This window comes from Portibacter marinus, assembly GCF_021533195.1.
Classification (GTDB): domain Bacteria; phylum Bacteroidota; class Bacteroidia; order Chitinophagales; family Saprospiraceae; genus Portibacter; species Portibacter marinus.
In genome coordinates this window covers 92943-106497 of record NZ_JAJNKB010000007.1, presented here as the reverse complement: position 1 = coordinate 106497, position 13555 = coordinate 92943, and the positions used below count along the sequence as shown (strand labels likewise).

Genomic DNA, 13555 nt, shown 5'->3' with positions numbered 1-13555 from the left:
AATTTGTGTAAACTAATAATCTAAAACTTACTGATTTTAAGACTTGATGACTGTCGATAAGAGAATATGGAAAAAATTTAAGACTGGTGATAAAGCTGCATTCTCCATGCTATTCACCAATTACTACTCCTATTTGTATGATTATGGGAAAAAGATTACCCAAAGAGAAGATCTAGTCAAGGATAGCATCCAGGATTTTTTTATGTACTTATATGAAAACAGGGAAAATCTTTCTGAAAAGGTCTATAATGTAAAGGCCTACCTCATAAGTTCTTATAGAAGAAGATTGCTAAGCGATTTAAAAAATGTCATGAAAATCAAAATTTCTTCAAATAAAGACGAATTAAAAGCCATTCACTTAACCTTTAGTCATGAAGATATTGTCATTCATAATGAAGAAAAGCAATATACGTCGGAAGTCATAGTAGGGTTACTTGAACGAATATCCCCTTTACAAAGAGAAATAATATATTTAAAGTATAGTCTGGATTTAAAGTTGCCGGAAATAGCTGAAACTCTAAGTATTTCATATCAAGTAACAGCCAATCATTTATCAAGGGCACTGATCAAAATGCGCAATGAATTTGCCGAAAGCGATGTTAAAAAGAGTAATCTTGGATTCTATTTTTTCTAACAGCAACTTCACTATACAACGGCTCCTCTTATTCGTATTTGATACTTATTACCTATCTTTACGCTCCATCAGTTATTGACTTCAATGGCAAAATCTACACCATCTCTTACTTTTCCTCTAGGCATCGTTTTCAAACTTGCGCTTCCATCCCTGATCCTTGTATTTTTAGCTTTATTGATCAAATCATCATACTACGAAGGACAAAATAACCTAACTCTGGCTATTAGTATTGATCTATTATTTACGGTACCACTGGTATATTTTTTAACCATCAGAAAGTCAAAAATTTCAACAGCTACGATTATACCCGTCCTGATGTCAGGCTATTTAATAGGATCCATTTTATTTCAGGAAGATCAAAAGATGTATATCAATTACTTTAAGATCTACTTGCTACCCCTTCTTGAAATTGGAATACTAACTTATATCATTTTCAAAGTTCGCCAGGTCATTATAAATTTCAGAAAAAAACATAGAAGTCAGGCAGATATTTACACCGTTCTAAAGAAGACATGTAACCAATTATTTCCAGTACTTTATGCGCAAATATTGACCTCAGAAATTGCTGTTTTTTACTATGGCTTTTTTGATTGGAAGAAAAAAAGATATCAAAGTCATGAATTCACTTATCATTTGAAAAGTGGTACACCAGCCTTAATGGCCATCCTCATTTTTATTATCGTTATTGAAACTTTTGCTGTTCACATGTTGCTTGAAAAGTGGTCAAATACGGCAGCATGGGTGCTAACCGCCTTAAGCATATATACTATATTCCAATTTTTTGGTTGGCTAAGGTCTCTCTCTAAAAGGCCCATACAAGTCACCAATGATAAACTTTATTTAAAATACGGTATGATGAGAGAGGTTTTGATCGACCGTTCAGATATACAAAACATCGAGTGTTCAAGGAAAAGGTTGACCAAACATGAAATGCATATTACACTTTCTCCTTTTAGTGATTTGGAGTCTCACAATGTCATACTAAGCTTGACAAAGCCTTATGAACTTCAAGGTCTATTCGGAACAAAGAAAAGATTTAAAACCATTGCTTTTCATGCCGATACGCCAAAATTACTCTTCACATTATTAACCTCTCCTTCTTCTCCTTCTGTCTCTGCCGTCGTCTCCTAACTCAAAATCATCTAGTGATGCTCCCGAGTTGAAATGTCTCAAATTATAAGTAAATGAAAGCATGAAATATCGCCGAAGAACTGTCCTTTCCGAGTCTTGGATATAAATTTCAGTAATTTCTCTGTCAATGTTATTGTTCTGCTGAAACAGATCATAAACCCTCAAACTGATTTCCCCTCTATCATCTTTCATTACTTTCTTACCAATACTGCCATTGACTAATAAGAAAGAATTATCTATTCCTTCTGCCAGGCCATCAAGGTATGAATGGTTGATATCCGTTCTCAAAGTAATTCCTTTCCAAACGATAGCATTAAAATTGACCCTGGTGTAATGCCTGAAAAAATTGTTATTCAACTGTGGTCTTAATGAATTTTCAACAATATTATAGCTTGATCTGGTAGAGATATTAAAATCCACTTTATCACTGATGTTACTGCTTAAATTCAAACCCAGTCTAAAACCAGTACTATTGGTAAATGATTTTTCATTATTAACAATTCCAGGTAATTGTCTGTATCCCACTCCAGTCCATATGTTAAAATTTGATTTGATCACTTTAATCGGTCTACCAAAGTTGACAAAGGTTCCAATATCCCAATTACCATCTATATTCTGAGGCCTGATCAGCTGCCCTCCCTTTTCAAGTGTAACATCATCATTAACCTGAAAAGTCTCTTCTGCAATAAACGTGGTGGAGGTAATCTGATTGTTAACCAACGAAGCCCGCATGCCTGCATAAAATGACGTTTCCTTCGAAGGATTTCTTAATCGGTAGCGTAAGCGCCATCTATTGTTATATTCCTGATCCAAATTCGGATTTCCTATCCTGAGTTGTAACGGATTCGTATTGTCGATCACTTCCTGCAATTGACCCACACGTGGCTCTCTTGTCCAGGTGTAATAATTTAATTCAAAATTAGAATTATCTGTGATTTGATATTCCAGTCTAAAATCCGGCAACAAACTGTAAAACGTCCTATTTAGGTCTTCATCAACCGGAAAAAGTTGGTCGTTATTTAAATCCGCTCGTTGATACTGTAACTCAAACTGGGCCATGAATCTATCATTTTGATACTGATACCCAAGCTCGGCTTCATTGGTCATGTATTCGTTGTTGAATACATTGCTTAGTGCTGTTTCTAAAATTCGTCGTTGCGAAGGATCAATCGGCTCTTCAAAAAGGTCGAATAGTAATTTTTCAGAATCATTTTTACGATTTCTAAACTCGTATTCAAGCTCTATCTTACCATTTTGATGGATTGGCTCTACATATGAAAATCCACCTTCTATATCAAATCCTTCACGTTCTCTGGTTATATTCTGATTTAATAATTCTGTTTCCTGTCCATTTTCCAGGAAAAATACATTCTCTGCCCTACGATTCGCATCGTCTTCATTGTTATGATATTCTGTATTTCCACTTAAGGTCAATCTCCTTCCCGGCTTTAAAAACTTGTGACTAAATAGCAGATTTGCACTATAGTCATTATCAAAATTATTGGATTGAGACTCATTGGTTGTTTGATTGAGTGCGTCACCGGCGATGCTGGTAGAACCGAAAAAACGATCATCATTGATATCATTTTTAATGCCTATCCTGGGAAGAAAAATCAATGTATTTCTGGGACTGATTCTGTATTCTACTCTCATATTAAGCCTATGATCGAAGTCATTCCTTTCAGTTGAATTGAATTCTTCATAAACCTGATCGGATCTGGAAGGAAGAATGTAATCTCTAATCAATGCGCCATCGGCCACATTTCTACGGTTACTAAAACCATAATTTCCACTTACATCCAGTTTATTGAAAAAAGTATTGCTGTATTGCAAGCCGACGTTGTTCGTATTAATTTCACCATCTTGAGTACGTTCTTCACCCTGACTATTGGGGTCTGCAGTAAAATTGGTCACATTGATATTATTGCTGATCCCTGTTACGGTCCATCGCTGATCATCTTTGAAGAAGTTAACACTGGCGGCTGCCTGATATCGGTCTCTGGAGCCATATCCTGCTGTCATTTTACCAAACTGGCCAATTTTCTTGCTGGCCTTGGTCACAATATTGATCGTTTTTTCTTCATTCCCATCATCAAATCCTGTCAACATCGCTTTTTCACTTTTACGATTGTAGATTTCAATTTTTTTGATCATTTCAGCTGGCAAACTTTGCAATGCAGTATTGACATCACCCCCAAAAAACTCTTTCCCATCGACCATGACTCTTTGAATGGTTTCTCCTTCAGCCTGAACCTGACCATTTTGTATGACGATTCCCGGCATTTTCGTAAGCAAGTCCTGAGTAGTTGCATCGTTAAGTGTTGTAAATGCCGCAGCATTGTACGCGACTGTGTCACCGCGTTGCTCTCCTGTGACCACCTCTGCCTCGACAACTATTTCATCCAGCACCTGTCTGGCTTGATAAAGATTGAGTGTACCTAAATCTACATCATCTTCGGAATTAATACTTCTGAATAGTGTCTCATAGCCGATATATGAAATCCTCAACAAAAAATCTCGCTTTTTTTCATCACTAATCTTGAAAGTCCCATCTATATCCGTGATTTCTCCTGCTAACAACAATGAGTCTGTGGACTGAAGCAATGAAACGGTAGCACCGATAATGGGTTCTCCACCGTTGGCGTCAACCACCTTTCCTTCAATGGAAAGCTTTTGTGCAAAAGTGAATGCTGTTAAGAGTATAAATAAGGTTGTGGATATTAACTTCATCATGGATTTTCAATTTTTAGTACGTAAGGTCCTTTTTAGAAAAAGTTATCTATCCAGACCTACCATTGTAAGAAATTGAAGCGTAATATGTTCTTTACGAAAGTTGAAAATCTGTGAACGACAGATTAAACATGTTGTACTACATGTAATGATCTATTTTTCTTGATATAGCGGATTTGATTCTGATGGAATGGATGCTTTTGATTTGACTCTCCATGACTTTAAAAGCTGATGCAGCTCCTCTACTTTTTCAGGATATGCTTTTATAAGATTATTCCTTTCTCCCACATCCTTGCTCAAATCGTATAATTCCAGGCTGCCATCTTCGAAGTATTCATGTAGTTTCCAATTACCCTTTCTAATGACGCTGCCGGGTCTGGTTCGAAACAAAGGATCTCGACCATCGTCCGTGATTTGGTTGTATGCTTGTAAGTAAATTGGAAAATGGAAATAAAGACTCCTGGGAGATAATGGTTTTTCTTCAAGCAATAGTTCGACTAGTGAAACGCCGTCAAACTCAAAGCCTTGTTCGTTTTCCATCACTTCAACCAGGGTAGGGAATATGTCCAATCCCGAAACCATCTCATTACTGACTATCCCAGGTTTTACTTTCCCAGGCCATTTAACAACCATTGGAACCCGTATACCACCCTCATAATAACTTCCTTTCCCTGCTCTTAAAGGGGTCTGCCTGGAAATACTGGATAACCCTCCATTGTCTGAAAAAAAGATGATCATTGTTTTTTCAGCCACTCCGGCAATCTCCAGGCCTTCTAACAACCTACCGACATTGGCATCCATATTTTCTACCATGGCACCATATCTGGCATCATACCGTTCGTCATCACCAATGATTTTCTCGTATTTTGAGACCAATTCCTCTTTTCCTTGTAATGGCGTATGCACAGTGTAATGTGGGAGATATAGAAAAAATGGCTTATTTTTATTTGCATTCACAAACTTCAATGCTTCGTCGGTGAGTCGATCTGTAAGGTTTTCACCTTTTGGACCATCTTCCAATTCAGGATTTTTGTACGGACTGAAATAGGACTTGGGATGCCCTGCTTTAAAGCCACCAACATTGACATCAAAACCTTGCGTCAAGGGTGAATCACCTAAGTGCCACTTACCCATCGATGCTGTGACATATCCATGACTTTGGAGGAAATCACCTATTGTGAAGATGCTGTCCTCAAGAACCGTTTTATTTTTAATGGGTATCAACTTTCTATCCTCAGACTTTCCACGCTCCGAATTCCCTACTGTGTAGATGCCATGCGAAGGGGTATTTTTGCCAGACATGATGCAGGCTCGACTGGGTGCACAATTCGCAGCTGGTGCATATGCTTGATTAAAAACCATTCCTCTTGAAGCCAATTGATCCAGATGAGGCGTATCGTAGATGGTGTTTCCCATAAACCCTAGATCTGCCCATCCAAGGTCATCGATCAGGATAAAAACGATGTTGGGTTTTTCCAATGCTTTCTGACAGGTCAACTTAGCTGCCACTATGAAGAGTAAAAGAAAGATAAGACTGAAATGCTTCATTTTAACGTGATCTTTTCCCATGTTAGAAAGGTACAATTTTCAATACCCATTTACTTTTTCAAATACAAGCTATGCCTCCATTCTTTGCGAATATCAATTTTAATTTACACATAAGTCTTATCTTTTCAATGAGTTTCAAAACTTGTGTCATGAAACACCTCTTATTCGCGCTTGTAATATGTCTTTCCATTCTAGGCTGTAAGCGTAGTAAAAAAACGTTTACCATCGAAGACCTGGGCAAGTCTTACGAGGCTGATCAAAAATGGATGGCAGGCTTGTTTCATCACATTAAGAACAATGAAGACGTGATAGGCGGTAATACCAGCATCAGGAACGTCGATCGCGATCATCTGGAATGGAAGGGCAATCCAGGTGGAAATGGCTTTGGCTATTACCAGAGAAATCGGGACCTAGGACAAGTATTTAATGTTCCAGACCATACAACGGTTACAATTGATGCGCTTGTTTTACGCACCTCCAGAGGAAACAATGCCATTATGAAGGGTGCTCCTGGCTCCTCCCTGCAAATTGCCTTTTACGAAGTAGTCATGCGCTCCGACAGCTCTCTTAAGATTAATGAAAATGGAACCACGAAAGGAGATAGTGCCACCCATGGATTTGATCATCAATTTAACAGAGCAGATGACTATGTGGAGGGTGTAGTGTATCTCTATCTAGATAGTTTTACAGGAGGTAAGTTCCCTTACATAAAACCTACAGATCAATATACCTATGATAGAGGTCGTGAAGAATCATTTGGTGAGCAAGATGGGCATTTAAGATACTTTCGATGTGATTTTTCTACTCATGATGAAATCACTCTTGAAGGTGGTAAAAGATATGCTTTTATAATCGGCTTTGAGCAACCAGGCTCCTCCAGAGGTTTAGCTCTGGCCATTAATTCTGAAGTCCATACAAAGGAAGACGGCAGATTTGTCAAAGATCAAAACGGTAAGATCATTTGGGGGATTAGAAGAGAAGGAAATGGCACACTACCTCCAACCATGATTGAAAAACCAAATCCGCCGGACGATCAAAAAGTTTTAAAGCAATTACAAAATGAATCTACATTTCAACCCAACCATTTTAATACGATGAAACCCACTTCGAATGGCTTTCCCGATGTAGATACCTATAGAACGCTTCAATATTACTTAGAAATAAAAATGAATCAAGAGCTTTGAAAAAAATGTTTGTTGTAAACGAATATTTTTTTTTGCTATAGGTTATAGTTGTAATATCAAAATTCAATGATCAAAACCAAAGTCTTTAGTATCCTTTTTATAGTCATCATTTCAATTCCGATGGCTCTTTCAATCATAAATTATGATTGGGATGCTAATAGCACTTTTAACATCATTGAAAATTTTGAAGGTCAAGAGAAGTTGGGGTTCGAGGAGGAGAAGCTTTACACATTTGATAATGAAGATATCAATATAACCATTAATGAGAATATTGAAAGCTCGATTAAGTCAAATCTAGAAACCCTTTACTCTGATCCATATATTCTCACTGTAGAGATCCCTCCCGAAGAATAACATTCATTTTAATTTATTCAGTTCTAAATTTTAACGCAGTTGACAAAGTACATTTGGACGACTAGCATTTAACAAATATGCTCTTTAAAAAATAGAGCGTATAAACTAACATATAAAAAAAATGAAAAAGTTATTTAAAATTATAGTTGCATCGATTTTCTTATTTTCTTCTTCAAACTTATTCGCTCAGGACACTATAGCCAAACTTCTCAATTTAGAGGAAGATCAATATTTTGCTGATAGAGATAGTGCTTATCTAGATCCATACTACGGACTTAAGAAATTAATCTACGGAAATAAAAGATTTGCAGAAAACAAAAGCATCAATCCAAGACAGACGGATGCAGATCTTAAAAATAATGAATTAGGTCAAAAGCCTTTTGCAACCATTATCGGATGCGCAGATAGCCGGGTTCCTAATGAAATTATTTTTGACCAAGGTGTAGGAGATTTATTTATAACCAGGACCGCAGGTCAAGTTATGGCTGAAGCCTCTTATGGCACCATTGAATACGCCACTGAAGTACTCAATACACATTTAATTGTTGTTCTTGGACACGAATCTTGTGGAGCAGTTCAAGCTGCGATGAAATTACCTGAAAATCCACCGGGACATGTCGTTACACTAATAAATTCAATTAAACCTGCATCATTGAAGGCAAAATCTGCAAATCTACCGGAAGATGAGTCTCTAAATCTGGCGGTGAAGGAGAATGTTTTAGAACAAGTTGAGCTTTTGAGAGAGCTTGAGCCTGTTTTAAGTAGAGGTTTTGAAAGTGGTCGTATTTTGATTGTAGGTGCAGTATATAATCTACATACTGGTAAGGTTGAATTTTTAGAGGAAACGATAACTTCTCTACCCAAGTTTAAAAACAGTAAGTAGGTCTAATAAATTTTTAAAACCATGGTATGCTTTTGCTTAGTCAAAAGCATACTTCTTATATATTAATCATGTTAAAGAAAATTTTATTAATAATATTTTTAGGTTCCACGCTCATAGGTCTGAAGGCACAAGATAGCCCCGATGAAGATAAGTTAGGAGCTTGGTACATGTATTTTTTCAACAAATCATTTAAGAACAGTCAATTTGGAATACAGGGTGATTATCAGTTTAGATTCTGGAATGTGGGAAATGATCTTGAACAAATACTTTTGAGAACTGGCGTAACCTACATGCCCAAAAACGCAGATGTGCTGTTCACTCTCGGATATGCAAATATTACGACTGGAGAGTACGGAGAAAGTACTGAAACGGTTAATGAAAATCGAATTTATCAGGAGGCATTAATTCCTAACAAAGTGGGAGATAGGTTTCTCATCACACATCGAATTCGCTATGAGCAAAGATGGGTCGAAGGCCAGGATTTGAGAACACGATATCGCTATAATTTATTCCTAAATATTCCATTGAATGGTTCAAGTCTAGAGCAAGGCGTAGCATACGTAGCATTATATAATGAATTGTTTATCAATGGCGAGCGTCAAATTGGAGATAATAGAGAAGTTCAGTTTTTCGACAGAAATAGAACTTACTTGGGTATGGGATACACGTTTTCTAAAAAATTGAGAATTCAGGCTGGCTGGATGAATCAGACAACTGTGAACTAGAGTAAAGGACAACTTCAATTAAGTGCACATTCAAATTTTTAGCAAAAGCTAATCGCCTAGAAAAATATAAATTAAGGTGCATTCTTAGGATTGCGCCTTTTTTAATTTTTACAAATCAGAGATTATCAACAGCATCCATCTTAAATCTTTCTACCTCTGCAGTAATATGCTCCTTCTTTACGATCTCAAAAAACTTAGAAACCAGGTCAGGATGCTGATCAGCGATATTATTTCTTTCTTTGACATCCTTTACCAGATTGTACAACTCCACTTCTTTATTACCTTTTTGTATATCTTTCCAAACAAACTTCCAGTCTCCCATTCGGACAGCAATTTGTCCATTGTATCCAGCAAATTCCCAATAGTGATATTCTGGAATCACTTGTTCTCCTCTCATTGTTAAAGTTGGAGCAAAGCTTGTTCCGTCCGCATTCGGAGAAACCTTGCTTCCTGTGATTTCACTGAGCGTCGGCATAACATCATAAAAAGTAGCTATCAGGTTACTTTCAGTATTGGCAGGTATTCGATCGGGCCATGTAGCCACCATTGGCACCCTGATTCCTCCTTCATATACGTAACCTTTCCCTCTGCCATTTTCACTAGAGAAAGGCTTTGCACTATCAAAAAATTCCGAATCACTTCCGCCCGTGTAGGTAGGTCCATTATCAGAAGTAAAAATAATTAGGGTGTTGTCATAGAGGTTTTCATCCTTTAAATATTGGACCAATTTGCCAATATTTTCATCCAGGTACGAAACCATGGCGGCATATGTTGCACGTGGATATCTGGCTGGAAAATAGGAACCATTTTCATTCTCATAGAAGTAATATGGATCTTCTTCACCAAATTTCTTAACATAATAATCTATCCAATTTCGTGGAGCCTGCAGTGGGACATGTGGAATCGGAGTAGCCCAGTACAAAAAGAAGGGATTTTCTTTATTGACTTTGACAAAATCCATCAACTTTTCAAATGAGACCGTCGGAGCATAGTCTTTTTGATCATATTTCTCATACGACGTGCGATCTTTTGGGTTTGCACCTATGTCTAAACCCGTTCTTGGTGGCAAAGTGTCATTATCTAAGTGATACTTCTGATTGTTCTCCCACATGTGGGTTGGGGTCAATGTGTGCGCTATACGTTGACAATTATATCCGAAAAAGTAATCAAATCCTTGAGAATTTGGTACGGACTCAGAATGAGGAGCACCCAGGCCCCATTTTCCTATCATTCCTGTGGCATAACCTTGCTCTTTTAATAATTCAGGGATGAGAATAGTTTCAGCAGGAATGGGATGTTGACCCTCAAGGCTTGAATCAGCCAGCATGGCCTTATGATCCCAGACATCACCCCTTGATCCCCACTCATGGTTACCCCGAATAAAGGCATGTCCAGCATGTTGACCGGAAAGTAAGATCGCACGAGCAGGTGCACAAACCGGAGCACCAGAATAAAATTGAGTGAATTTCATTCCATCCTTTGCTAAAGCGTCGATGTTTGGCGTTTCTATCTTTTCTTGACCGAAAGCACCCACTTCTGCGTAACCGAGATCATCCGCAAGTATAAATATGACGTTTGGTTTTTCCTCATCCTGGGCAATAATACCATTGACCTGAAGCACAATTAATAAAAGAAGGTATGACCAAATTTTATACATGACTTTTCTATTTTATCACTGATGAGCAATGAAGGTATAAAAATTTGAAGTCTTTAATCGTATTCAAACCAAGCAGTTGCATTGCAGTCTTCAGAACTGACTAATTGTGCCCAATGTGCACTAAATCCTTTTGGAAATGAATAGGTGATTTCTTCACCGGCATTAAGTTTAAAAGTCTTGTATTTCACTGGCTGGTCAAGATAATGATTCACATATAGCATTAATGTAACCTCTGTATTTTGATCTGCAGATAAAGTCATTGATTTTTGATCATAACCCGTCATTAAGAATTTATCTGATGGTTCTCCGGCTTTTATAGCCGTATCTTTCCAAGGTCCGCCCATACCTTTAGGCTTACCAAGCTTCCATAAATCATCTATTCCCCCAAACCACAATCCTGTTTTACCATCATCAGACTTGTAGATGTGATCAGATTCTGGCGCATTTACCTTAACTCCACTTAACACCAATAAACCATTCCAAGTATTAAAATCAAAAATTTGCTTATTGTGAGTAGCAACAGGCCTGAGCATATGATAAAAAGGCTCTTGGCCAACTTTCCAAAGTGGTAACTCATAAAATGTTCCGGCAATATTAGCTAATTCCCTTTCTGATTCAACTTCCCTTACTACTCTGGCTACTGTAGAAGGGAGTTTTTGACTAAAAAGCTCGTTCGTTTTAGGCAGTCTCAACTGCTCATCACTTGTTCGAAGGACGATTGAGGCCTCATCTTCATACCAGATGTCTTTTACCCTTAAGGTGTAACTTGCTGTGGTATCATTTATACCAGGATCAAAAGTAAAATCAAACTTTGTGAACTCATGTTCATGCGTTACGTGGAATGTTTCATTTTTCACATCACCTGAAAAAATACTTAGGTTGAAATTTGTCTTGTTACTGTACAGCTTAGAATAATTTACTTTGCCTTCATAGTCTATCTCTGCAAGTCCCTCAAAAAGGGTTTCATCTTCTCTTTCCTGCGTAAAATTATTCGTTAGATGAAGACTGGCTGATATCTTACTCATTCTATCCGACCTTAGTCGCAGCCATTCTCCATTTATATCAGAATCCATTAAGAAAGGAACGGTAGATCCAGCAGGTATCATTACAGATTCTGAGTTCTGAAAATCATTATTTCCTGTACTGTCTATTTCTATGTCAATTTTGACCTTTTCATCCCCATGATTAACTAAGTAGATCATTTTATGTGTAAAGCCGGATATTAGAAAGGGGTCCGATATTGAATTGGCTTCAACTTCATCCTCCAGCCAAATGGCTCCGTAACCTGATGCGGGTCCCCATTCTTTCAAATCTTCATACTTCCCAAGCCAAAGATTAGATTGAGGTTGACCTGCATATGGATTCCCCTGAATGCTGGTTTCATCCGTCGCAATGACCAACTGTCCATTCCACTGAATAAAATCAGGAATGTATCGCAAATGTGACCCGATTGGTTCTATCCCTGCCGTATTTGAAGAGGAAAAGCTTGCGGGAAAATCATAGAACATGCCATGCATATCCATAAGCATTCTATCTTCTCCTATAGACCTGATCCTAGGCCACTCAGTAAACCATCCGTGAGGCGGATCATTATTATACGTAGCTTTTGGTAATAGATACGTGTACCATTTGCCCTGATCCATTACCTTTAATCTAACGGATTTTTCATCCCAGCCAATCGCCCATAGCGGTGAATCATCGTTGGGAACGGCATAAACACCATTTTTAGTGGTTATGTCAGTAAACTGCTTTCGCTCTATGACTTTGAATTCTTCTCCATCAAATTCTGCCAGAATTCCCAATTTATCCCTGCCAAAGATTCCATTTTTTTCTACCTTCCAAGAATTTACCCACTCGTAGTCATCGCTGTCCCAGTTGTCTTGATCACTTGTTCTCCGGCCTTCATTAGCATGTTCGCCATTATTGGAAACCACCAGTTTACCCTGGCTGGTATAAGCACCTTTTCCGTGCCAGCCGGGAAGCGGATCGTGAAAAAGCTTATTGACGGTCAGATCATTAACATTGACCTCATATAACATACCCTCCATATCATACATATAGACCATGTTCTCAGGATCTTTAAGATGTCTGGCATAAGCATTTAATCTACCTTCCATTCTAGAGTATGGTATGACTCTAATATTTCCTTCTTTACTAATTACATATGGTCCTAAAAACAATTGGTTGGATTCTTGGTGCACCATTCGAGCAGTAGGCGTACCTCCTATACTACCTTCGAAAATCTCCATATTAAGATTTTGATCGATAATATATAGCTTATGTTCACTCCCTTTGGGCTGGTGTGCAGCATAATTAATCATATACAGTTTGTTATTCCATTCTGCTAGTGCACCTATTCCACACTCACTTCCAAATCCATATGAGCCATCTATTCTTCCATGGGCATAAGTCGTTAAATGTGGATAGATGCCACTGATTTTTCGCTCTCCGGAAACCTTGGTAATTTCTCCATTCTTAACTTCCACGGTAGTAGGTGAAACTTCATGAGTCACGGTCAGAAAGCAACTGTTCATAGTAAGGAAGCAAGCTGCTAAGATGATGATCTGCTTAAAATTCATATTTAAATTTAATAATTGAAAGTGGAATTAGATTATTACAGTAAATTCTAATTTTCAAAATTTGCCACACTGAACGCATCCTTGCAGAGCATTCAGTGCGACAAGTCAAAAAATTGTATGGAAAACTTCA

At 37.7% G+C, this 13555-nt stretch carries 10 protein-coding genes; 6 read left to right on the top strand and 4 right to left on the bottom strand.

Annotated elements, in window-relative coordinates; all coding sequences use genetic code 11:
• Nucleotides 1-46 precede the first annotated feature (46 nt).
• Both L2567_RS15510 and L2567_RS15505 read left to right on the top strand, forming a co-directional pair.
• The gene (locus L2567_RS15510) at nucleotides 47-634 is read left to right on the top strand and encodes an RNA polymerase sigma factor (RefSeq protein ID WP_235298717.1); all 588 of its coding nucleotides are present in this window, start codon (nucleotides 47-49) and stop codon (nucleotides 632-634) included.
• An 84-nt stretch (nucleotides 635-718) separates the two neighbouring features.
• A complete protein-coding gene (locus L2567_RS15505) occupies nucleotides 719-1765 on the top strand; it encodes a hypothetical protein (protein WP_235298716.1) in 1047 nt (348 codons plus the stop codon).
• Here L2567_RS15505 and L2567_RS15500 read toward each other — a convergent pair.
• Both L2567_RS15500 and L2567_RS15495 read right to left on the bottom strand, forming a co-directional pair.
• Nucleotides 1721-4498 (bottom strand): TonB-dependent receptor, encoded by a 2778-nt coding sequence (locus L2567_RS15500; protein WP_235298715.1) that lies wholly within the window; start codon nucleotides 4496-4498, stop codon nucleotides 1721-1723. The two genes, L2567_RS15505 and L2567_RS15500, sit on opposite strands and share 45 nt — an antisense overlap.
• A gap of 150 nt (nucleotides 4499-4648) precedes the next feature.
• The gene (locus L2567_RS15495; RefSeq protein WP_235298714.1) at nucleotides 4649-6043 is read right to left on the bottom strand and encodes a sulfatase; all 1395 of its coding nucleotides are present in this window, start codon (nucleotides 6041-6043) and stop codon (nucleotides 4649-4651) included.
• A 149-nt stretch (nucleotides 6044-6192) separates the two neighbouring features.
• Between L2567_RS15495 and L2567_RS15490 the strand changes: the two genes are divergently transcribed.
• The 4 genes from L2567_RS15490 to L2567_RS15475 all read left to right on the top strand — a co-directional run bounded on the left by L2567_RS15490 (nucleotide 6193) and on the right by L2567_RS15475 (nucleotide 9189).
• The gene (locus tag L2567_RS15490; RefSeq protein ID WP_235298713.1) at nucleotides 6193-7227 is read left to right on the top strand and encodes a hypothetical protein; all 1035 of its coding nucleotides are present in this window, start codon (nucleotides 6193-6195) and stop codon (nucleotides 7225-7227) included.
• 66 nt (nucleotides 7228-7293) lie between these two features.
• Nucleotides 7294-7581 (top strand): hypothetical protein, encoded by a 288-nt coding sequence (locus L2567_RS15485; RefSeq protein ID WP_235298712.1) that lies wholly within the window; start codon nucleotides 7294-7296, stop codon nucleotides 7579-7581.
• 121 nt (nucleotides 7582-7702) lie between these two features.
• On the top strand, nucleotides 7703-8464 hold the full coding sequence (locus L2567_RS15480) for a carbonic anhydrase (RefSeq protein WP_235298711.1): 762 nt from the start codon (nucleotides 7703-7705) through the stop codon (nucleotides 8462-8464).
• A gap of 68 nt (nucleotides 8465-8532) precedes the next feature.
• Nucleotides 8533-9189, top strand: a complete 657-nt coding sequence (locus tag L2567_RS15475; RefSeq protein WP_235298710.1) for a DUF2490 domain-containing protein — start codon at nucleotides 8533-8535, stop codon at nucleotides 9187-9189.
• 115 nt (nucleotides 9190-9304) lie between these two features.
• Here the strand turns inward: L2567_RS15475 and L2567_RS15470 are convergent, their stop codons facing one another.
• Entirely contained in the window at nucleotides 9305-10846 is a 1542-nt protein-coding gene (locus tag L2567_RS15470) for an arylsulfatase (RefSeq protein ID WP_235298709.1), read from the bottom strand.
• Nucleotides 10847-10899: 53 nt separating this feature from the next.
• Complete coding sequence (locus L2567_RS15465; protein ID WP_235298708.1) at nucleotides 10900-13425, bottom strand: hypothetical protein; 2526 nt, start codon at nucleotides 13423-13425, stop codon at nucleotides 10900-10902.
• Nucleotides 13426-13555: the final 130 nt, after the last annotated feature.